Here is a 23,269-nt window from a genome sequence, read left to right as displayed (position 1 = left end):
TCTGTTTATTTTCGGCCATCAATAAGAGTTGAAAGAAAATCTTTATTTAGTGTTGTGCTGTGTAAAATACCTAGTGAGTCGAATTGCTTACCATGAATAATATTGGCTTCCCCAATGATGGCTAAGGGTAATTGAACACTATTTAATAACTGAGGTATCTCTCGTTTAAAAAGGCTACTCATTGAGTGGTGACTGACGAGAATTACACTATCGAAGTGAGCTTTGGTCGTTATATAACTGATTTCGTTGATTGGTAAATCGGGTCCAAAAAATTGTACTTGATAATTATAGCTAACTGCTAACAGAGCAGGAAAAAACAAATAAATATCGGTTGGTTCTGTAGGAGGGGCTATCAATAAGAGTTTATCGCCAGTTGCCTGTTTATTGGCATGATATAGTTTAATATTGAGCTTGTTGCGTAAGTATTGATAGAAAAAAATTCGCTCTGCTTGGCTGCCATATTCATGTTGCCAGGTTTTTTCTAGCGCTTTTAATATGGGTAAAAGCAATGAATTGCTGACAGTATTAATGGGGTAAATAGCTAGTGCCTGATTACACAGGTCATCGAGTTTTGTTTCGTTAAAGTGCTGGACAGCTGTTGAAATTTGCTCTTGATAAGATAGCCACTGTTCATTGTTGGTTGATTCTGTCGATGGTGTTTCAATGGTGGCAGGTTGGGTGGTTTGTTTTTCGAGTAACCCTTTAACTTTGCTAACTGCTACACCACGATTTATCCATTCAACAATTTGCTTAATGAGCGTAATGTGCTCGTTTGAATAAAGGCGGTGTCCTTTAGCTGTTCGATGGGGCTTAATTAACCCGTAACGCCGCTCCCAGGCTCGTAGCGTAACAGCATTAACCCCTGTTAGTTTAGAAACTTCCCTAATAGGTATTAATTGTGGAGTGTCGGTATTTTCAATTGTCATAATTACGATAAACAGTCATTTATTTGTTCAAACCAAATAATAATAACATGGGTATCTGCTTATAGCTGATTCCTTAGCCCAAGTGATGGAGGGTGAGGGTGCAGGTATGTTTGTAGCCTAATATAGTCATTTCCATATTGTTCTACATAATGGTTAATGAGAGTGACAGGTACTATCAAAGGTAGTATGCCAGAGCGATAGGACTCAATTGACTCAAGAATTTGCTGTTTAGTTTTGGCTGAAGCATTTTTTTTCAAAAAGCCCAAAATATGTTGTAAGACGTTACAATGGTTTTTACGCGAGGCTTTTACTGAAAGGATTTTCATAAAAGCTGTAATATAAGTGTCGGCTATTTGTTTTAGTGGTTTGTGGGCTATTTGCGCCACTATACGGCCCAGTGACCGGTATTCTTTTTGTTGATGGGCCATCAATAAATATTTGTAGCGGCTATGAAATTGAATGATAGCTTGCTTGGAAAGATGTGGGACGACAGTTGTTTGCCATTCATGATAAGCGAAAACACGGTTGATAAAGTTTTCTCTAATCACTGGGTCGTGCAATCGGCCTTCTTCTTCAACGGGTAACAGGGGATAGGCTTTCATTAATGCTTTAGCAAATACCCCAACACCGCCACCTGGTAGAGCATAGCCATTGCTAGCATAAACTTTAACCCGTTCCATGCCACAGCTTGGAGATTTCTGCATTAAGATGTAGCCGCTTAAGTGAGCTAACTGTTGCACCTTGTGTTGAGAAAACTCAACCAAAGCTGCTGTAACATCCTCTTCTGGGTGGTGAGTTTTTACAGCACGTGGGTTTGTAATGTCGCCAACCAGCCTAATGGGTTCTCGGGGTATTCCCAAACCGATCCCCACTTCTGGGCAAACAGGCTCAAATTGAAAATGCTCTGCTAGCTGCTGGGTACAATATTTTGAGTGCTTGTGGCCTCCATTGAACCTGACTTCCTGGCCTAGTAAACAAGCACTGATACCAATGTGAGGCTTTGCTTGGTGTGGACTCATTGTGCATACTCCATGGTAATTAATAGAGTTATATTATACAAAATAGTATTATTGTATAAGATTGTAAAGTAGACTCTACTCATACCCCCATGAATTTTTAACTTATCATTAAAAAACAATAAGTTATTGATGAGGTGAGTTTTCACTGCGTTGTACAATGTTGATCAGCTATTGTAGATAGGACTTTGCTTCTTTTAACTGTTTAAAGGCTGAAAGTACTCTTTCTCTTGCTTGGCTATGGTCTACGATTGGGATTGGGTAGGTGTTGTGTAGCTGGTTTTGCTGTAAATAATCTTGGGGTTGATGAATATATTTAATGGGTACCTGTTGTAACTCAGGAACAAACTGTTTGATAAATTGCCCTTGAGGGTCAAATTTTTTAGATTGGTTAGTGGGGTTAAATATTCGAAAGTAAGGAGCAGCATCCGTGCCTGTCGATGCTGACCATTGCCAACCACCATTATTAGCAGCTAAATCACCATCTACCAAATGTTGCATAAAAAACTTTTCGCCTAGCCGCCAATCTAGCATCAAATCCTTGGTTAAAAACATGGCGACGATCATTCTCAATCGATTATGCATCCAACCAGTTGCTACCAGTTGTCGCATGGCTGCATCGACGATTGGAAATCCAGTTTTGCCTTGCTGCCAAGCTTTTAGCAGATCACTGTCATTAGACCAGGGAATAAGTTGAGTTTCCGCTAAAAAAGGCTGGTGTTTAGATACTTGAGGAAATCCAACTAGAATATGCTTATAAAACTCTCGCCAGATAAGCTCATTTATCCAACAAGTAATTCCAGACTTGCCTGAAGCGAATTCTCCTAAATTGGCGCTGCGTGCTACATGTAAGCATTGTCGAATCGAAATAATCCCTGCCGTTAAATAGGGGGAAAGCTGACTAGTAGCGGGTTGAGCAGGGAAGTCGCGGTTTTCCTGATAAGCTACTATTTTGTCGTTGATAAATAACTGTAACCGTTGTTGTGCTGTTGTTTCTCCTATGGGCCAATGATCAAAGAGTTTGGTAATGGCTTTATTGCAATAATCTAGAGCAAGACTGTCTTGAGTTAGTTTTATATTGAGTTTTTTTTGTTTGGCTGGGGTAGGAAGGGGTAATCGATTAACCACCGATAATTTTTCATATAGCTTGCGTTTAAACTGGGTAAAAACTTTATAAAAATTACCCGACTGATTTTTTATAGTACCAGGGGTAAATAGCAACTGATCGGTAAAGCTTTGACAAGTTAGTTGTGCTTGATGAAAAGCCTGATGAACTTGCCGGTCTCGATTGATTTCATTAACCCCGTATTCTTCATTAAAAAATAAACCGCTGCATTGGTATTGTTTCGCTGTACTTAACAGAAATTCTGCGGCTTCATTAAAGTGATGAAATTTCTTGATCAATAATGGAATATTGAGTTCGTTAAGTGCTTGTTTTAAGTCTTCTAGCTGGGCAAGCTGAAACTTGATTTTGTTTGGTGAGTCATCATGTTGTTGCCATTGTTCAGGAAATAGTAAATAAACAGCAATGACTTGGCCGTTATTACAAGCTTCGTATAAGGCAGTATTGTCGCTAATTCTTAGGTCACTGCGAAACCACATTAAATAGGTACTAGAACTCATCTAACTCAAAATCCATTAAACTGGTTTTACCGGACTGAATATCAGTACTAAGGAATTCAATTTCCGGTAAAATTTTACTAAAAAAGAAGTGGGCAGATTTTATTTTGGCCTGATAAAAGTTTTTTTGAGAGGCGTCTTGTTGTAATTGTTGATCAGCCAGTGCTGCCATTTTTAGCCATAGGGCACCTAAACACACTAGAGCAACTAGCCTTAAATAAGGAGTAGCCACGGCAACAGCTTGTTCTGGGTCTTTACTGCCATTGATGGCTAACCATTGGGTTGTTTCTTTAAGCAGATTAATTGCTTGTTGCTGTTGAGTTAAGTGAGGGCTATCAGTATAGGGTTTAATTAATAGATTTATTTTGGTTAATAATACAGCAAACAAACGCCCTTGATGAAGAGGAAGCTTTCTGCTGACTAAATCTAAAGCTTGAATACCGTTAGTACCTTCATAAATACGGGTTATTCTGACATCGCGGACGAGTTGTTCAATCCCCCAGTCTTTAGTGTAACCAGCTCCCCCCAACGTCTGTAAAGCAAGGTTACAGCAGTAGCTACCTTCATCGGTTAAAAAAGCTTTTACCACTGGTGTCATCAGCTGGATAAAATCATCGGCTTGTTGACGCTCTGCTTTATCTGGATGATATTCGCTGATATCAATTTCTGCGCCCACCCAGTAGGCTAAGGCACGATTGCCTTCATTGATGACTTTTTGTCTTAACAGCATACGTCGTACATCTGGGTGGACAATAATTGGATCGGCAGGTAATTCAGGAAACTTGGCGCCGGTGACTGCTCGACTTTGCAAGCGTTCTTTGGCAAAGGTGAGTGCGGTTTGATAAGCGGTTTCAGCAAGCCCTAACCCTTGTAAACCCACCATCAGTCGTGCGTTATTCATCATGGTAAACATGCAACGCAAGCCGCCATTTGGTGGGCCGACTAACCAGCCAACAGCATCTTCAAAATTCATTACACAGGTGGCGGAGCCATTCAGTCCCATTTTATGTTCCACCCCACCACAAGAAACCCCATTACGGCTGCCGTCGGGTAATAATTTGGGTACCAGAAATAATGAAATACCTTTGGTGCCTTCAGGCGCATCTGGCAGTTTGGCAAGCACCAGATGGATAATATTATCGGTTAAATCATGTTCTCCAGAGGTGATCCAGATTTTAGTGCCGGTAATACGAAACTGGTCGTTATTATTAAAGGGAATGGCTTTGGTTTTGATTAACCCTAAGTCAGTGCCACATTGTGGCTCAGTCAAGCACATGGTGCCAGACCATTTACCTTCAGCCATTGGCGGTAGATATTGTTGCTTTAATGTTTCACTGGCGTGGGCGCTGATACAATTAATTGCGCCTCCAGTTAAGCCTGGGTAGGCACTAAAGGCCAAGTTAGTCGCACAGGAAAGCTCCTCCATCACAAAACCAACTAAGTGGGGCAGAGCTTGGCCACCATAAGCTTCATCAAGGGTTACACCGTTCCAGCCAGCGGTTACATAGCGCTGATAGGCTTGCCTAAAACCAGGGGGTGTTTTAACACTTTGATCGCTTGGGTCATAGAGGCAGCCAACCCGATCTCCTTCGGCATAACAAGGGAAGAGTTCTTGCTCACAGAGTTTACCCCCTTCGCTGATTATGGCCATAACAAGATTAGGGGTTACCTCTGTAAATCGAGGTAACTGGTTTAATTTGGCGCCACCCAGCAATTCATATAGTACAAACTCAATATCTTGTAGGGGGGCTTGGTAATGCAAAGTCATCAGGGTTATCCTTAAGTTGTACTAATTATTATTATTGTATAAGAATTTTTTGAGCTTGTATAACTTACTTGGTAATAGTGTTGCTCATCGGGGGGCTTAGCGTGCCATACTAAGTTACAGGCTGTAGACCATACATTATTAGGGCAACTTAGCAGAAGCAATGAAACTTTTAATGACAGGCGGAACCGGGTTTATTGGGCAAGCACTAGTTAAACGGTGGCTTAAGAGTAATCATCAACTCACTGTGCTGACTCGAAGGCCAGGACAGTGGACAGATTATTGGAATAACCAAGTGGTTTGTATTAGTCAATTTGACCAGTTAGAGCAAGCTGCTGACTTTGATGTTGTGATTAATCTGGCTGGTGAACCGATTGTTGATAAACGTTGGACTGGTGAGAGAAAACGACAATTAAGAGCAAGTCGAATTGATTTAACTGAGCATTTGATTAATTTTTTAAAGCAGTTAGCCACTCCACCAAAAGCATTACTCAATGCATCCGCCATTGGCTTTTATGGGTATCACCGAGCTGATAAGTCGATTGATGAGAATTGCCCGGCTGCTGATGATTTTGCTGCAACACTTTGTAAAGACTGGGAACAAACGGCAAAAACAGCTGAACCATTAGGTATTCGCGTATGTTTGATGCGTTTTGGAGTAGTACTAGGGCAGGGAGGCGGTGCACTACAAAAAATGTTGCTGCCGTTTCGACTGGGTTTAGGTGGACGAATCAGCACAGGTGAGCAAACGATGTCTTGGGTTTACTTGGAAGATTTACTCAATGCTATTGATTTTCTTATAAATCATGACGAGTTATCAGGCCCATTTAATATTACCAGTCCAAATCCTGTGTCAAATGCCCAATTTAGTAAAGCGTTAGCAGATCAGCTAAAGCGCCCCGCGATATTTCCAGTCCCTGCTTTTATGTTAAAACTAATGTTAAGTGAAGCGGCAGATTTATTACTCAAAGGACAACGAGTGGTGCCTGATCGATTAGTGAAAGCTGGATTTGAATTTCAGTTTGCAGAGTTGCAAGCTACCTTGGCTGCTATTTTGCCAAGGTAAAACTGTATTTTATACTTGAGTTGTTATTAGGCTCTCTGTATTAGAGATATGGCCACTCTTAGTTAGTGACGACTTTTTCTTTTATGATTGGATGAATGAGAAGAAGCCGAGCGTGGTTTGCTTTGCTCTGCGGTTTGTTGGTCATTTTGCAGCTCTTTGACAATAGCCGTTAAATGAGTAAGCTCTGTAGAGAGTTGATTTAATAGGGTGCGAATATCTGGTTCTTGATTGGCTGTATTTTTGGTGTGTTCGTGCTTACTCGATAATGAGTCTGGTACAGATTGTGCCGATTTATCTTGGCTTGCTTTATCTTGTTGCTCGTGAAGGCGCTTTTCTAACTTTTCTCCTTCTTCAACTAAATGATCAAATAAGCGATGACTTTCTTGACCAGCTTTTTCTAGCTGAACAAATGCACCTAAACCGGCCAGCCAGATCTTATGAGCTGCATTTTTGAGTGGGCCCAATGTGAGGCCATTATCTTTGACAAGTTCCATACAACAGACCAACTGATTAAGAATATATTAAAGTTAAGTGGCAGTAGTCACTCATTTAAGTACTATTATTTTAGTCTAGTATTAGTTGGGCTACTGAATAAAAAGCTAGGAATCTTTCAGTGACTTCATTAAACTGACACTTAACACTGTCATAACCGAAGGGAGATAGGTTCAGTTGTTAGTAAAGCAGTTAAATTGAGCTTTAAAGACTGTACTTTTAAGGTTAGTGACGAGTTAACTCATCGGTCTGGCTTTATTAATTTATTTAGCAATTACTGACTGCTAAGAATTAATGGTCCAGTACAAGCTGCTCGGTATAAAAGGTTATTCATGGAAACAGTTGCTGCTAAGGATATTTCGCAACGAATTAAAGAAATTGGCTTAGCTATCGAACAATTGGAAGAGGAAGATGTAGCAGCCGCACGCCGATGCCGTAAACAGCTGGCAAAGATTATTGGCCGAGATGTGGATGGCATTGCTGATGCTTATATTGATTTTGAAAATATGGCAGGCCCCAATCCCATTATTGGTATTCATACCAAAGATATTACTGATACGTTAATGGTCATGGGTAAACAGGTTGTTAAACACCCTCAACTAGCCTTATACCAAAGCTGGCAATTATTAGGTGATGCTGTACAGGTCTTGCTAGGTAATTCTGACTTAAAACCAACCAAGCAAGACAAACGTTTTAATGATCCCACCTGGTTTGATAACCCATTTTATAAACGTTATATGCAGCTTTACTTTGCCTGGTGTAATCGACTGTTTGAATGGACTGAACAAGTCGGATTTGAAGATGCTGAGCAACGTCGTTCTAGGTTCATTTTATCACTGATAACGGAAGCATTGGCGCCCACTAATTCATTATTAAACCCTGCAGCTATTAAACGAATTTTTGAAACGGCTGGAGAGAGTGTTCAACAGGGGCTAGTCAATTTGTTGGATGATTGGTTGCATAATGGTGGAATGCCTGCACAGGTAAACAAACGTGCATTTAGTGTAGGAGAAAATCTTGCTACCACACCCGGTTCAGTGGTATTTCGTAATGAAGTACTGGAACTCATTCAATATAAGCCTATTACCCCGCAAGTTTATAGCAGACCTTTATTTATTATTCCTCCTCAAATTAACAAATTTTATATTTTTGACTTAACACCAGATAAAAGCTTTATTCATTATGCGCTGAGTTTAGGTATTCAAGTTTTTGTGTGTAGCTGGCGTAATCCGAATATTGAACATCGTGATTGGGGGTTAGAAACTTATATTATTGCTTTGGAAGATGCCATTGATGCTACCTGCGAAATTACCGGTGCTAACAATGTTAATGTGCTAGGCGCTTGTTCTGGTGGTATTACCGCAGCCACGCTGGTGGGGTATTTACAGGCAGCGGCAAAAACCAAGGTAAATGTATTAACCTTGATGGTTAGTGTGCTGGATATGAATATTGACTCAGATGTCGCTTTATTTGCTACGGAGCGTTCATTGGCACAGGCTAAGAGTTACTCTCATCGTAAGGGGGTTTTAGAAGGGCGGGATTTAGCGAAAGTGTTTGCCTGGATGCGCCCCAATGATTTGGTTTGGAACTACTGGGTTAATAATTACTTATTAGGTTATCCTCCACCAGCCTATGATGTGCTTTATTGGAATAATGATACCACTCGACTTCCTGCAGAACTGCATGGACAATTTCTAGATATGTATGAAGAAAACCCATTTCATCATCCAGGCTTATTAAAAATTTGTAATGAGCCAATTGATTTAAGCCAGGTGGAATGTGACTTATATGCAGTGGCTGGGTTGAATGATCATATTACCGCGTGGGAAGCCTGCTATCGATCAACGTTACTCTTTGAAGGACATTGTGACTTCATATTAAGTAATAGTGGTCATGTGCAGTGTATTTTAAATCCACCAGGTAACCCAAAATCATTTTATTATACTAACAACAGCCACCCGCAACGGGCTGAAGAGTGGCGCAAAACAGCATCCAAGCATCGTGGTAGTTGGTGGGATCACTGGGCAGGCTGGATAAAAGTAAGATCGGGTGAGCAGTTAGAAGCACCCAAAAAAATCGGTAGTAGTTTATACCCTCCAACGGATATTGCTCCAGGCACTTATGTTCATGAATAAATAAGATTCATGAGTAACCAGGCTTCATGAGTATACAGTCAATGAGTAAAGCAGCTGAAAAGAAATGGGCTAGATATCCTGACTTTGATATTCAATACCAGGAAGTCGCCGGGCAACAATTGCGTGTGGCCATTCGCCCGGGCAGCCTTCAAAATAAACCCCCTTTGCTTCTATTAAATGGTATTGGTGGTAGTGTGGAGTTTTTACAGCCTTTAGCTGACGAGTTAACCGGTGTAGAGATTATTGCCTTTGATGTTCCTGGATCAGGAGGGTCACCAGCGCCACTAGTGCCTTATCGGTTTGCCGGTTTATCAGAGTTAACGGTAAAGCTTCTTAATAAACTCAATTATGGGCAAGTCAATGTTATGGGGTACTCATGGGGTGGAGCATTGGCACAACAGTTTGTTCATGATTTCAGTCGACGTTGCCGTAAACTGGTTTTAGCTGCTACCACGATGGGAGTAGTTGCTGTGCCAGGCCATGTTTCTGAGTTGTTGAAAATGGCATGGCAGCCTAAAAAATATTTTCGTCAGGCAGTCAGAGGAGCCTTAATTAATAACTACAGTCGCCATGAGAGTTTGCCTGAAAAGCCTCCTTCACAGGGACTTCGGGGGTTTTCGTACCAGCTATTGACAGGCTATGGTTGGACCAGCTTTTTATGGTTAAGTAAAGTGAGAAATGACACTTTGTTATTAGCGGGTGACAATGACATGGTTGTACCTGCCATCAATATGAAGCTGATGGCAAGGCTAATGGCTAACGCTGACTTAAAGTTATTGGCAGGTGACCATTTTTTCCCGATAGTTCAGCCAAAACAAACTGCAGAACTGGTGCTTAATTTTTGTGACTATCACTAGCTCTGCAGATTTATGGGTATGTCTGCTGATACAGTATATGTTGTACTAATGAAACTGTTTGTTGGTTGTTACTTGTGAGTTTGTCTTTTGTGTGTTTAGTAGTTGTTTGGTCTCTTGCCAATCAAAAGATTGATTGGCAGCTTCTGCTGAAGCCTGCAGTTCTTCCAGTTGTTGATAAACAGCAATCTCTTCTTCAGGCATAAAGTGTAAACATTCCCCACCAAGTAACCATAATAAGTCTCTGGAAATAAGGTGTGTCAGTTGTGGCCAGTAATTGATCAGCTGACATACAGTATCTTGCCCTTGTTGATAGGCGGCTTCATCACCTTGTTTGAAACACTCGGCCAGTTCTTGGCAGCGGTTTATCCAATTGGTCAATGTTTCTTGATTGACTTCGGAACTGGCTTGTTTAATCCCATTGGCAAGTTGATTAAATAGGGCTTCTAATGATGGTGTTGTTGACATAGGCTTGGATTTCTAATGATGAACCTCAATTAAAGGAGAAAGGGTAGCCGATTTAGAGCCTGTTATCACTATTAAAATGTATAAATTATCAGAACCTCTTACCTATCTTGTTGGACAATCAGCTGCTAATAAGTAGTTGATTACACCTTAGCTCTGATGTTGATTTTTCTTGACCCAGTATTGGTGTCTAAGGAGGTATCTGCATCAAGTCTAGTCAGACTTACTTATGGGTTAAATTGCATGAAGTCATTAGCACTTGAAATAAGCAACTTACATAAAACCTATGACAATGGCCATGAAGCCTTAAAAGGTATTAATTTAACGGTTGAGCAAGGCGACTTCTTTGCTTTGCTAGGGCCTAATGGAGCAGGCAAATCCACTACTATCGGTATAATTTCCTCATTGATCAATAAAACGGCAGGTGATGTCTCAATCTTTGGTTACAACTTAGCTCAGCAGCGTTATCTGGCAAAAAAGCAATTAGGCGTTGTACCACAAGAGTTTAACTTTAATCAGTTTGAAAAAACCAAGGATATTTTGGTGACTCAAGGTGGCTATTATGGAATGCAGCCACAACAGGCAAAAGCTCAGGCTGAACACTATTTAAAGCAGCTAGGTATTTGGGATAAACGTGATGTACCCGCAAGAATGCTATCGGGAGGAATGAAGCGGCGGCTAATGATTGCGCGAGCCTTAATCCACGAACCTAATCTATTGATTCTGGATGAGCCAACGGCGGGGGTCGATATTGAGTTGCGCCGCTCTATGTGGGAATTTTTAACGGATATTAATAAAAATAAGGGGATTACTATTATTTTAACCACTCATTACTTAGAAGAGGCAGAACAACTTTGTCGAAATATTGCCATTATTGACAAAGGTAGTCTGGTTGAAAATACCAGTATGAAATCGCTATTGAGACAGCTTCATTTAGAAACCTTTATTCTGGATACTCGCCAAGCGATTAATGAACTACCAGAGGTTAATGGCTACCTTATGAAATTAGTCGATGACCATACGCTGGAAGTACAGGTTGAAAAAAGCCAGGGGCTTAATCCGTTATTTTCCCAGTTATCTCAGCAGCAAATTGATGTGACCAGTATGCGAAATAAAGCCAATCGGCTAGAAGAATTGTTTGTGTCTTTGGTAGAAGCTGGTAATGGCAGCAGTAAATAAGGAAGAATGAGTTATGTATTGGCAGCATATTTGGATTGCATTTCAAACTATTTATTATAAAGAGGTACGTCGTTTCCTCCGAATCTGGCCGCAAACTTTATTACCACCAGCGATTACGATGGTGCTGTATTTTGTGATTTTTGGCAGCATCATTGGTTCTCGAGTAGGGGAGATGGGTGGTTTTTCCTATATGGAATATGTCGTGCCAGGTTTAGTGATGATGTCGGTTATTACTAATGCATACAGCAATGTATCTTCATCATTTTTTAGTAATAAATTTCAAAAAAGTGTTGAGGAAATGTTGGTAGCACCAATCCCTAACTGGGTCATATTAGCAGGTTTTGTAGCAGGAGGGGTGACCAGAGGTTTGTTAGTTGGTTTAGTCGTTACCTTGTTATCACTGGGTTTTGCTGATTTACAAATAGTGAATATTGGAGTGACGGTGATAGCTGTGTTATTAACAGCCATTGTTTTTTCACTGGGTGGTTTTATTAACGCAATTTACGCTGATAAGTTTGATGATATTTCGATTATCCCTACCTTTGTGTTAACACCTTTGACTTACTTAGGTGGCGTATTTTATTCAGTAGAGGTATTACCTGAGCTTTGGCGTCACCTATCGCATGCTAACCCTATACTGTATATGGTGAATACATTTCGCTATGGCTTATTAGGATATGCCGATGGTATTAATATCCTGTTTTCCATTGGTATGTTGGTTTTCTTTAGTATATTGCTGACTGTGTATAGCTTAAGACTGCTAAATAAAGGCAAAGGACTGTTGCACTAAAGTGATTGATAGGACCTAGCCTGAATATTGCTGTAGCGTGGAAGAAGTTCAGGCTGGTTTGATACTAAATAATGACTTTATCTCGTAGTTTTTTGGCTGCATCTTGTAAGGCTGCAATAATTTTTTCTTTGTCATAGCGCTGGACATTAGCTGTATCCAGATACATTGAGAAACCTTCAAGCTCATGTTCAATAAAGCTTTGTGTGGCTCCCAGGTCACGACGAAAATCAACAACTTGATAAATAGCAATAGGCCGAGAAAACCCCTTAACACTAATATTGCCTTTATCTCGGCACATGATGATATCTTTGATTAACGAGTAGGTTTCGTAAGAAATTAATATCTCATTAGGCTCAGCACTGCCTTCTAAACGACTGGCAAGGTTAACCTCTTTACCAATGATGGTGTAATCCATTCTAGACTCTGCACCAAAGTTGCCCACTGTACAATAGCCGGTATTAACCCCCATTCTGATTTCCAGTGGTTTGCTAATGCCTTGGCTACGCCATTGCTGACGTAATACTTTCATATGCTTACGCATGGCAATGGCCATTGATACTGCTGACATAGCATCTTTTTTGGCTCCCTGACTGGTTGGGTCGCCAAAAAACACCATGATGCTATCACCCACAAATTTATCAATAGTGCCACCATATTTGAGGGCAATATTAGACATTTCGGTCAGGTAGTTATTGAGCAAGTCGGTGAGTGCTTCGGCTTCCATTTCTTCCGTCAATTCAGTGAAACCTTTTATATCAGAAAAAAATACCGATAGCTTTTTACGTTGAGTTTCTAGTCTGGCCTTATGCCTGCCAGAAAAGATCATCTCATATACCTGAGGCGAGACGTATTTACATAAGTTGTTGGCTAGCTGTAGTGATTTTTCTTTTTGCAGTTGTACTTCTTTTTTGCTGGTTCTAAGTTGCTCCCCGGTATGATGAAATTGGTAAGCAATATATAAAATATAAACACCACTACTGATGCCTGCTGCAACAGCCATGAGTGTTGGAGTTGGCCCTGCCAGCTGGCCCCCGCCTAGTATATAACCTGCCATAGCACTGGCAATGAGAAATAAGTTAGTTGTCGATAGCGTTTGCCTGCCACTAAATGCAATGGTGCTAAACTCCAGCATTAATATAAACAAGATCGTGGGGACTGCTGAAAACCCCATTAACCCAATGATTATGCCAGTATTAATTGTGTCTAAATAATGAAGTGTTCGTCGGCTTGCTTTGTTTGCAAAATGGAAAAATCGTTGGCAAATAAGGTATGTGATGTGTGGGTAAAGTAAAGCATAAGGGATTACCCAGAGAATGCTATGGGCTAAGTGCCCGGTATAGGAGCCAGATGCGATGGTTACAGCACCTGCAAGATAAGCCAGGATGCGAACATTGTAGTCCCTGATCAAGGGGTTATTAGTTACTGCACTCATCTACGTTAATGGCCTGTTCTTCAATATCGACAACAAGCAATTGGTGTGGCTGTTATCAATTATGCTTTTAATTCAAGAGGTTAGGAACCAATCTTAACCTTTGCCACTACCTTTCTGCAATATACAGTGTGAAATAGCTGATAGTATTTTTTAGTTTTTGCTCAATATTTTGTGTTGAGCTTTACCCTGCTGCATAGCGGCATAAGGGAGCCCAATTACCTTTAGATTATTACAAGAATAGCGGAAGGCGGCTGGATTATGGATTGCAAGCGTCAGTTATATTAATAAATGTTGAGATCTTTAGCTCAGATAGCTTTAGTGCGCAATGATGGGGAGCTGATGGTCGCTATATGTTGATCACTATATGATAGTTAGATGTTGTTCATTATTAATATGAGTAATAACAGGCTTGAGCTTACTACTGACTTCATTAGCCTGTTCTTCAAAAGGCTCTGGAGAAACCAAGCTGAATAACTTTGGATCATTTAAGTCGCGAGGTAGTGTTAATAAGGTGTATTTTAAAGCAGTTTCTAAGTTTAGCCTGTGTCCTACTGAGATATAAACAGGTGGATAATCTTCATGTAAACGTAAAATTGCGCTATGAGCTTGTTGATGGGTTTTTAGAGGTATCCAGGTTCCCCTTTTCCGTGAAAGCTTGTGATGCACTGGCATATGGGGGATTGAGCGGATTCCAATGGAAGGGGTATTTGTCAATAACCCAATATGGCTGGCAAGACCAAATCGGTCGGGGGGAATTAAGCCTCGGCCATCGCATAGAATCAGGTCAGGATTCACTTTTAAACTAGCCAAGGCCTTGAGTAACACTGGTGCTTTTCTAAACGAGATTAAGCCATTTTGATTAGGAAAGGTCAGTTTTTCTGTTGCGCTATGTCGCTCAATTACCCTATGGTCAGGGAGCCTTAGCAAAGTGATATGAGCGGTGGAATAGTCTTGGTCTAAGTTGATTTCTACTTGTGCTCTGGCGACATACTGGATATGAGTAAACTGGTCATCAGTGACAATCCAGGCACGCAGGCACTTTTGAATAGACTCAGCCTCAGCGGGTGAGATATTCCATGGATGCAGCTGATGTATCTTCATATGTTAATAATTGGTTAAAGATATATGTTCGAACTATTTAATACCAGTCTCTTCTAATCGTAACCTGAGTATAGAACTAATGGAAGCGTGTTTATAAAATTCCTTTCCTGTAAATCTATTTTATTACTGATAAGTGAATATTAATGGAAATCTTAACTGCACTACATAACAGAGTCTCAAAGCCTAGATTAGTTGAGCCTGGGCCTTCAGAAGAACAGTTAGCGGCTATTTTTCAGGCGGCTTTAAGAGCACCTGATCATGCCATGCTAAAACCATGGCGCTTTTTAACGATAGTTGGGGTAGGGCTAGAGAGGTTAGGGCAACTGTTTGCTGATGCCGCTAAACAAGATCAGCCTGACTTAAGTGAAGAAGCGTTGAACAAATATTTAGGAATGCCGTTGCGTGCACCCATGATTATTGTGGTGATTTGTAGCCCAAAGTCACACCCAAAAGTCCCCGAAGTGGAGCAAGTCCTGTCAACTGGCGCAGCGACTCAAAATATGTTGCTAGCTTGTCATGGCATGAAGCTGGGAGCTATGTGGCGAACAGGCGCGATGGCTTATCATGCTCATGTTAAAGCTGGGCTAGGCATTGGTACAGACGAGTTGCTTGCGGGCTTTTTATATGTGGGTACACCACAAGGCTCGATTAAACGAGTACCTGAATTAAATTTGACAGATTTTGTACAAAACTGGCCTTTAAATAAAAAATAACACAGTAATAAGTCTTATTTGATAGACAGGCTCCTTGCTGATGGTAGGGCTAGCTTCTTAAATATATGATTGACTATGGATATAATTCGTGCAAAGGACTGCTGTGAGTTAACCGACATAAAAATATTGCTCTCGTTGGGTTTTCATGACTTTTTTCATAAGACAATCACAGAAATTCATATACTCCGTTGTTAGACTAAATAATATTAGTTATTTCAATAAGATAGCCTAAACCTGTAAATTTTGTCGACAGTTTAACTATTAGCTCATACACTTGTGAATAAGGAGCTTAATCACAGTTTGGCAGTAGCCTCTTTAAATAATAAAGACACAACTGATTGACTGCCGCTGTGTTTAAGCAAGGGGAGAGGATTTAGCTTGTATTTCACTTCTACGATAAGACCTGCTTACACATTTTCCACTACACTGGTCGCTATTAAGGAATCACATATGAAAAGTGGTGTTTGCCACTTGATTACAACAGGAAGTAGCTATGGATTCAGTAGGCTTCGTCAGCTATAGCATTGCCGCCACTGCCTACCTTGCCCTTACTTTCTTGCTTTGTACCCGGCTAAAAGAAGGAACTGTTGGTGGTTGGCTGGTACTGGCAACAGCGGGTATGTCGATATGGGCTGGTATTGCTGCCTATGCCAGTTGGGATGAAACTGTCTTTCTTGCTGATGTGCTTCCTGTAGAAGCAGTGAGGGCACTACTTTGGTGTTGGTTTTTATTAAAGTTGTTAGGTTATACAGCTTTAGCAGGCAGTAAAATTATTGCGGTAGGACGCCCCGCTCTGTTAGTGGCTGTTGCTTTATTAGTTTGGTTAGAGGTGGACTCAGACTTCTTGTCCTTAGTGCAGCAACAAAGTGCTTCAGATCTACGTATTATTAGTCATTTGTTATTGGCTATTATTAGCTTATTTCTGATTGAACAACTATACCGAAATACCCAAGTTGATAAGCGCTGGGCAGTTAAGCACTTATATCTAGGACTAACAGTTGCCTTTGCCTTTGACTTTATTCTTTATGCTGAAGCATTACTTTACAGCCATATTAACCTGGTAATGTGGAATGCCAGAGGCTTGGTTGATGCTTTGATTGTACCACTCATCGCATTGTCTGCTACCCGTAATCCAAAATGGGCTGTGGACGTATTTGTTTCCCGACGAGTTATTTATAGAACATCTGTATTAGTGATTACAGGTGGTTACCTGTTGGTAATGGCGATTGCAGGTTATTACATCAGGGATTTTGGAGGTGAATGGAGCGAAGTTTTTTTAGCTGTTTTTATCACTTCTGCGCTTGTTGGCTTTTTTGTTCTGTTATTTTCTGCGCAAATTCGTGCAAAATTTAAAGTCTTAATAAATAAACACTTCTTTCATTTTAAATACGACTATCGTGATGAGTGGATGCGTTTAAATAATGCGCTGGTTTCTATTGATGCCACAGAGCCACTACAACAACGTTGCATTAAAGTCATGGCTGACACGGTAGATAGTCCGGCGGGTGTATTATGGTGCAAAGATAAAAAGTCTGTGTTTCAGCCAGTTTATGGTTGGAATATGCGTTTTTCTGATCATTGGCAAGAAACCCGAGAGTCGGAGTTAGTCCGCTTTCTTATGGTGAAAAAATGGGTGATTAACAAGACTGAATATGATGCTAACCAGTCGCTTTATGATGGGGTTGCGTTTCCTGATTGGTTTACCCAGAACGAAGATAACTGGCTAATAGTACCCTTAATCAATCACGATGATTTATTTGGTTTTATTGTATTAGCTAAACCACGAGCAAAGCGAACAATAAACTGGGAAGAGCATGATTTATTAAAAATGATTGGCTATCAACTAACGAATTATTTAGCGTTAATAGATGCCAGTGAAGAGCTGGCGAATGCACGACAGTTTGAAGCATATAACCGGCTGTCTGCGTTTGTAGTACATGACTTAAAAAATGTCGTGGCTCAACTATCATTGATTGTTACTAATGCATCTAAACACAAGCATAACCCTGAATTTATTGATGATGCCCTAGAAACGCTAACTAATGCTGTGGCTAAAATGAATCGGATGCTAGAGCAGTTACGTAAAGGGAAAATACCCACTAAAAATAAATCAATAGTAGATTTAAATACAATTATTGCAGAAGTAGCTAGGCAGCAATCGGGGTATACACCACAAGTGATGCTGGTCAACTCAGATCAAACGATTTCATTAAACATTGATCGAGCTAAGCTGGTATCGGTGCTTGGTCATTTAGTTCAAAATGCTCAGGATGCAACAGAAGATAGCGGCTGGGTTAAATTAACAGCAGGGCAAGATACTGATAATGCCATTATTAGCATTACTGATAATGGCGTAGGAATGGATGCTGAGTTTATTAAAACACGACTTTTTAAACCTTTTGATACAACTAAAGGAAATGCGGGTATGGGCATTGGTGTGTTTGATGCCAAAGAATTTATTGAGTCTCAAGATGGCATAATTTCAGTTAACAGCGAACCTGGCAAAGGAACCGAGTTTATGATTCGTTTACCGTTACACCAGGGGTTGCCCAATGAAGCAACAAAAAGCACTGAAGGAGAACAAGCATGTCAGATATAAAACGGACATTGCTTATTGTTGAGGATGATCCGGGGTTACAAAAGCAACTTAAGTGGTGCTTTGAGGGTTATGAAACTATTATCTGTGGTACGCGTGAAGAGGCGATTAAGCATCTCAGGCGCACTGAACCCCAAGTGGTAACAGTTGATTTGGGGTTGCCACCTGACCCTGCAAATGCCAGTGAAGGCTTGAAGACCGTTGAGCAAATTTTATCTTTGGCGCCTCAAACAAAGGTCATTGTGGTGACTGGTAATGATGACCGTGAAAATGCTATTCGGTCTATTGCATTAGGTGCTTATGATTTTTATCAAAAACCCATTGACACTGATGTGTTGGGGCTAATCATTGAAAGAGCATTTCATGTCCATGCTTTAGAACAAGAAAATCAACGCTTACAGCAAAAATATAATGCAGAGCCTCTGTCGGGTATTATTGCTTGTAGTGAGAGCATGCAAAAAATTACTCGAAGCATTGAAAAAATTGCACCAACGGATGTGGGTGTGCTGCTATTGGGAGAAAGTGGTACTGGTAAGGAAGTGTTAGCCCGTGCCATTCATAATTTAAGTGAAAGAAAGAAAAATAATTTTGTTGCCGTTAACTGTGCAGCTATTCCAGAGAACCTTTTAGAAAGCGAGCTTTTTGGCTATGAAAAGGGAGCATTTACTGGCGCGGTTAAACAAACCAAAGGAAAAATTGAATATGCGATAGACGGCACTTTCTTTTTAGATGAGGTGGGGGATTTACCCATGTCATTACAAGCAAAGCTATTGCGTTTCTTGCAGGAAAGAACCATTGAAAGGGTCGGTGGCCGTGAAGAAATTCCCGTTGATGTAAGAGTGATTTGTGCAACGCATCAAAACTTACCCAAGCTCATTGATGAGGGGCGATTTAGAGAAGACTTATATTATCGAATCAGTGAAATTACCTTGAAAATACCGCCGCTTCGGGAACGGCATGGTGATGCGGTGGTGATTGCTCGTAATTTATTACAGCGCTTTAATGAGCAGCACAAACGCAATTTAAAAGGCTTTACCAATGATGCGCTAGATGCCATTTCTAGCTACCACTGGCCAGGAAATATCCGCGAGCTGGAAAACCGCCTGAAAAGAGCAGTGGTGATGGCTGATGGCAAAATGATTAATGCTGAGGATCTTGAGTTAGAAAATGTTGAACTGAATGAGTTCCCGTTTAATTTAAAAGAAGTAAGGGAGAAAGCGGAAAAAGAAGTTATTAATCGAGCTATTGGCTATACCAATAAAAATATTTCTAAAACGGCGGATTTACTCGGCGTTACAAGACCTACTTTATACTCACTTATGCATAAATATGGAATAATGGAATAAGACAATGTTAAATCGCACGAAACAGGATAAAACTAATAAAAGGCAGTCTAGCTATTTTAAAAAGTCGCTATTAGCAATTTGCTTAGGTATTTCTTTACCATTACAACCTTTGTTTGCTGCTGACCTTTATCAGGAAGCTGAAAAATACTATAAAGATGGTGAATATAAAACAGCGATTATTCAACTAAAAAACTTACTAAAAGAAAGTCCTAAGGATGGCAAAGCAAGAGCACTATTAGGTCGTGTCTATGTAAAAGACGGTAACTTTTCATCTGCTATTAAAGAGTGGGAAAGAGCAAGTAAACTAGGTGCTTTATCCAGTCAAGATAAGCTAGATCTTGCAGAGTTATATTTACTGCAGCGCAAATATGCGGAAGCTATTTCTTTAATTGAATTGGACACTATAGAAAATGAGCAAAAGCCAGAAGCATTAGCTATTCATGGATTTGCCTATTTGGGGCAGGGTATGTTGGCTGATGCAAAGGATGCATTTAATCAAGCAATTGCAATTAAGCCTGATGTTTCTGCTCAAATGGGGCTTGCACGAGTTGCCTTTGCGGAAGCGGATATAATGACCGCCTATGGTTATGTTGGTAAAGTGCTAAAAGAAAAGCCAGATCATGCAGATGCGCTTACTTTACAAGCTCAACTTAAGTTAAAAGAAGCTAAAGTTGAGGAAGCTATTGCGATACTTAACAAAGTGTTAGCTAAGAACAGTAAAAATTTTAATGCATTGCTAAAACGGGCAGAAGGGCTGGTTACTTTAGATAAGCTTGCAGAAGCAAAAGTGGATGTTGAAACTGTTGCTAAAGAAGTGCCTAACCATCCTGAAGCAAACTTTGTATTAACAAAGATTTTATTAAAGGAAAATAAGTTTAAGGAAGCAAAAGAAGCTGCCGAGAAAGTATTGCGCATTCAGCCAGGATTCTTACCTGTTATTTACTTACATGCGATAGCTAATTATGGTCTCGAAAACTATAAACAAGCTGCAGAAAGTTTAGAAAAATATGTGTCTAGTGTTAAAGGTAATGAAGGTGCCAATATCTTATTGGCTCAAATCTATTTAAAAGAAGATAACCCAAAAGCAGCAATCAAAGTATTATCACCATTAACTGGTCGTGATAGCCAGCACCAAGCCAAAGTATTTGCTTTACTTGGTAATGCTTATATGAAGCAAAACAACTATGTTAAAGGAACTGAGTATCTTGATAAAGCATTAGAGCTAGAGCCAGATGTTTCTAGATTGAGAGCACAAGCTGCAGTTGGTCACTTATTTTCAGGGGATGTAGATACCGCAGTAAAAGAGTTAAAAACCTTATCTGATAAAGCTACTACACCTAATGATGCAGATTTATTATTAGTCAGGACTTGGGTCCAACAGAAAAAATATGACGAAGCCTCAGAGCTTGTTGATCAGCGGATTAAAAAATGGCCAGATAATCCTGTTTATTATAATTTAAAAGGAATTATAATGCAGGTAAAGGATAAGCAAGAAGAAGCTGAAAAGTTGTTCAAAACGGCTCTTGAAAAAGATAGCAAGTATGTTCCTTCAATTATGGCATTAGCTGCGTTAGCTGCAGATAAAGGAGAAAAAGCTAAAGCCAAAGAACATTACCAAAATATAACCAAGATTAATAACAGCTATTTACCAGCTTACTACGCATTGAGTGCGTTAGCATCAAGTGAACAGGACAGTGCCGGCGCTATTGAGTGGCTAAAGAAAGCGAATGAAATTAACCCGGGTCATACCAGAACCAGCAGCTTACTGGTAGAAGCCTATATGAGGTCTCAGCAACCACTTAAAGCTGAAAAAACGATTAGTGAAGCATTGAGCCAAAATCCTAATAGTTTAGGGTTGCTGGATTTAGCTTATCAAGTTTATTTAAATCAAGATAAAAAAGATAAAGCTCAGTTCTATCTAGAAAAGCTCTATGGTAAACAGCCTGAGAATAAAAATTTATTGGGCCAGTTGGTTAACTTACGTATGAGTAATAAGAATGCTGTTGGAGCTATCAAACTGGTTGATACAGCAATTTTATCGAACCCAGAAGATATGGATTTATTACTCATGAAGTATCAGATTTTAATGGCTGATAAGCAATATGATAAAGCGATGTCAGTGGCTGAGCTAATTATTAAGAAAAATCCTGGTAAACCAGCGTTGGAAACATTTGTTGCCAGTGTAGAAGTAGCAAAAGGAAACAAAGATAAAGCTGATCAAATCTACCAGAAGCTTTTCGATGAGCTTGCAGCACCTGAAGTCTTCTTACCTGTTTATCAATACTATCTAAGTAACAAAGATGAGAAAAAGGTTGAAGAACTGTTTGCTAAAGCCACTAAAAAGTTTGATAAAAACCCTTCAATCAAAGCAAGATATGCTGGACACCTGCATCAGCAAGGCAAAGTTGATGAAGCGATAAAAGTATATGAAGAAGTATTATCCTTACAGCCAGAGCATATAGAATCACTTAATAACCTTGCTTGGTTTTATATGAGCAGCAATAAGGAGAAAGCCTTAGGTTACGCAAAGAAAGCATATAATTTGATGCCTCAACAACCAGAAATTGCTGATACTTATGGTTGGATTCTATTAGACAATAATCAAGTGGATGAGGCTTTAAAGCTGTTACAGCAGGCTTTGCAGGGCGCGCCTAATAATGGTGATATTGTTTACCATTACGCTGTCGCACTGGCTAAAAAAGGAAAAACTAAACAGGCAAAAGAACAACTACAAACACTATTAAGTAAAAATGTAAATTTTTCTGAAAAAACAGAGGCAGAAAAGTTTCTATCTGAGCTTAATTGAATTTAGCCCTTTTGGAGTTATAAAAAAGCTGGTGCTACCAAAATAGCACCAGCTTTTTTGTTGGTGGTGATGAGTTTTTATAATGTAATTAAATCTGTTGTTGGTGTTTTAGAATGATGTTTTTAATAATCCAAATCATGCCTTTTTGAAGCATGTTATCGTTGCCTCCTGGGCGATAAGTAATTTTTAATTTATTTCTATAAGCATCAAAATGCAATCCCCAAGGGGCAGCTAAAATAGGCCCGCGATGCAGAAGAATTTTTAGCACATTGGTGGCTGCCACCCCAGCACATAAGTCACAACCCATGATTGTTGATGGCCCTTTTTTATTATTTAAATTGACCCGTTTTTTATCCATCAAATAGGGTCTTTGCAGCATAGCAGGGGATAGCCCAACAAGAAATTTAAGTGCTTGATCTTCTTCAGAAGAACCTTCTAATTTAAAGTATTCCTCAAAAGACATTTTTCCTGGCATAAAGTTAAGAACAGCTGTACCCATACCTAAAGGTGCAGCAGTTGTTGCAGGAATATCTCGTTTATGACATTCAGCAAAAACAATTCGACGGGCTTCAAGGGCAAAAAAATCTAATGAGTCTACATAAAGATCAATCCCTTCTACGAAGTCTTTAGCATTTTTTTCATTAATGCCGTCTGGAAACTCTCTTACCGTTAATTCGGGGTTAATATCTTTGGCCATTTGGACTAGTGTTGCAAGTTTGGGCTGACCAACGGATGACATTTTAGCACCAGCTTGACGATTAAAATTTTCCACTTCAAAGCTATCAAAATCAGACAGATGAAAGTGTCCAATACCCAGTCTGGCTAATGTCACTAAATGGGCTCCTCCAACACCACCCATGCCTGCTATAGCAATTGTTTTATTGCGTAACTCATGTTGCTCTTCTTCAGTCACCCAACCGATATTACGTGAGAATGCAAGATCATAATCAAAGTTAGCCTGTTCCAT

Annotated in this window: 18 protein-coding genes; 9 read left to right on the top strand and 9 right to left on the bottom strand. The window is 40.0% G+C overall.

Features of this window, described 5'->3' with window-relative positions; genetic code table 11:
* Positions 1-5 precede the first annotated feature (5 nt).
* The 4 genes from OQE68_RS02175 to OQE68_RS02160 form a co-directional block, all read right to left on the bottom strand.
* The gene (locus OQE68_RS02175; protein ID WP_180569726.1) at positions 6-926 is read right to left on the bottom strand and encodes a MerR family transcriptional regulator; all 921 of its coding nucleotides are present in this window, start codon (positions 924-926) and stop codon (positions 6-8) included.
* Positions 927-985: 59 nt separating this feature from the next.
* Positions 986-1,945, bottom strand: coding sequence for a YbgA family protein (locus tag OQE68_RS02170; protein WP_180569725.1), 960 nt, complete (start codon positions 1,943-1,945; stop codon positions 986-988).
* Positions 1,946-2,113: 168 nt separating this feature from the next.
* A complete protein-coding gene (gene phrB / locus OQE68_RS02165; RefSeq protein ID WP_180569724.1) occupies positions 2,114-3,565 on the bottom strand; it encodes a deoxyribodipyrimidine photo-lyase in 1,452 nt (483 codons plus the stop codon).
* The gene (locus OQE68_RS02160) at positions 3,555-5,330 is read right to left on the bottom strand and encodes an acyl-CoA dehydrogenase C-terminal domain-containing protein (protein ID WP_255490957.1); all 1,776 of its coding nucleotides are present in this window, start codon (positions 5,328-5,330) and stop codon (positions 3,555-3,557) included. The genes phrB and OQE68_RS02160 overlap by 11 nt, the downstream gene beginning before the upstream one ends.
* A 160-nt stretch (positions 5,331-5,490) precedes the next feature.
* On the opposite strand from OQE68_RS02160, the gene OQE68_RS02155 reads away from it, so the two are divergent.
* Complete coding sequence (locus OQE68_RS02155) at positions 5,491-6,393, top strand: TIGR01777 family oxidoreductase (RefSeq protein WP_180569723.1); 903 nt, start codon at positions 5,491-5,493, stop codon at positions 6,391-6,393.
* 62 nt (positions 6,394-6,455) lie between these two features.
* On the opposite strand, the gene OQE68_RS02150 is transcribed toward OQE68_RS02155, so the two are convergent.
* Entirely contained in the window at positions 6,456-6,887 is a 432-nt protein-coding gene (locus tag OQE68_RS02150; protein ID WP_180569722.1) for a phasin family protein, read from the bottom strand.
* A gap of 330 nt (positions 6,888-7,217) precedes the next feature.
* On the opposite strand from OQE68_RS02150, the gene OQE68_RS02145 reads away from it, so the two are divergent.
* Together OQE68_RS02145 and OQE68_RS02140 are read left to right on the top strand one after the other, a co-directional pair.
* On the top strand, positions 7,218-9,020 hold the full coding sequence (locus OQE68_RS02145; protein ID WP_219340107.1) for an alpha/beta fold hydrolase: 1,803 nt from the start codon (positions 7,218-7,220) through the stop codon (positions 9,018-9,020).
* A 41-nt stretch (positions 9,021-9,061) separates the two neighbouring features.
* Positions 9,062-9,877 (top strand): alpha/beta fold hydrolase, encoded by an 816-nt coding sequence (locus OQE68_RS02140; RefSeq protein WP_180569721.1) that lies wholly within the window; start codon positions 9,062-9,064, stop codon positions 9,875-9,877.
* 45 nt (positions 9,878-9,922) lie between these two features.
* On the opposite strand, the gene OQE68_RS02135 is transcribed toward OQE68_RS02140, so the two are convergent.
* Positions 9,923-10,342: a PA2817 family protein gene (locus OQE68_RS02135; RefSeq protein WP_180569720.1), complete on the bottom strand. Its 420-nt coding sequence runs from the start codon at positions 10,340-10,342 to the stop codon at positions 9,923-9,925.
* A gap of 240 nt (positions 10,343-10,582) precedes the next feature.
* Between OQE68_RS02135 and OQE68_RS02130 the strand changes: the two genes are divergently transcribed.
* Positions 10,583-11,518: an ABC transporter ATP-binding protein gene (locus tag OQE68_RS02130; protein ID WP_180569719.1), complete on the top strand. Its 936-nt coding sequence runs from the start codon at positions 10,583-10,585 to the stop codon at positions 11,516-11,518.
* A gap of 13 nt (positions 11,519-11,531) precedes the next feature.
* Positions 11,532-12,308 carry an ABC transporter permease gene (locus OQE68_RS02125; RefSeq protein ID WP_180569718.1) on the top strand — a complete coding sequence of 259 codons (777 nt, stop codon included), beginning with the start codon at positions 11,532-11,534 and terminating at the stop codon, positions 12,306-12,308.
* 64 nt (positions 12,309-12,372) lie between these two features.
* Here OQE68_RS02125 and OQE68_RS02120 read toward each other — a convergent pair whose 3' ends face one another.
* Both OQE68_RS02120 and OQE68_RS02115 read right to left on the bottom strand, forming a co-directional pair.
* On the bottom strand, positions 12,373-13,740 hold the full coding sequence (locus tag OQE68_RS02120; RefSeq protein ID WP_180569717.1) for an adenylate/guanylate cyclase domain-containing protein: 1,368 nt from the start codon (positions 13,738-13,740) through the stop codon (positions 12,373-12,375).
* 360 nt (positions 13,741-14,100) lie between these two features.
* Complete coding sequence (locus OQE68_RS02115) at positions 14,101-14,841, bottom strand: endonuclease V (protein ID WP_180569716.1); 741 nt, start codon at positions 14,839-14,841, stop codon at positions 14,101-14,103.
* Positions 14,842-14,984: 143 nt separating this feature from the next.
* On the opposite strand from OQE68_RS02115, the gene OQE68_RS02110 reads away from it, so the two are divergent.
* The 4 genes from OQE68_RS02110 (at position 14,985) to prsT (ending at position 22,302) form a co-directional block, all read left to right on the top strand.
* Positions 14,985-15,554, top strand: a complete 570-nt coding sequence (locus OQE68_RS02110; RefSeq protein ID WP_180569715.1) for a nitroreductase family protein — start codon at positions 14,985-14,987, stop codon at positions 15,552-15,554.
* A gap of 493 nt (positions 15,555-16,047) precedes the next feature.
* Entirely contained in the window at positions 16,048-18,153 is a 2,106-nt protein-coding gene (prsK, locus tag OQE68_RS02105) for an XrtA/PEP-CTERM system histidine kinase PrsK (RefSeq protein WP_180569714.1), read from the top strand.
* Complete coding sequence (gene prsR / locus OQE68_RS02100) at positions 18,141-19,496, top strand: PEP-CTERM-box response regulator transcription factor (protein ID WP_180569713.1); 1,356 nt, start codon at positions 18,141-18,143, stop codon at positions 19,494-19,496. Before prsK ends, prsR begins: the two co-directional genes overlap by 13 nt.
* Positions 19,497-19,500: 4 nt before the next feature.
* Positions 19,501-22,302, top strand: coding sequence for an XrtA/PEP-CTERM system TPR-repeat protein PrsT (gene prsT, locus OQE68_RS02095; RefSeq protein ID WP_180569712.1), 2,802 nt, complete (start codon positions 19,501-19,503; stop codon positions 22,300-22,302).
* An 88-nt stretch (positions 22,303-22,390) separates the two neighbouring features.
* Here the strand turns inward: prsT and OQE68_RS02090 are convergent, their stop codons facing one another.
* Complete coding sequence (locus OQE68_RS02090) at positions 22,391-23,269, bottom strand: ThiF family adenylyltransferase (RefSeq protein ID WP_180569711.1); 879 nt, start codon at positions 23,267-23,269, stop codon at positions 22,391-22,393.

Source organism: Spartinivicinus marinus (assembly GCF_026309355.1).
Classification (GTDB): Bacteria; Pseudomonadota; Gammaproteobacteria; order Pseudomonadales; family Zooshikellaceae; genus Spartinivicinus; species Spartinivicinus marinus.
Note: the sequence above shows the minus strand (reverse complement) of the source record. Positions and strands in the feature narration are given on the sequence as shown.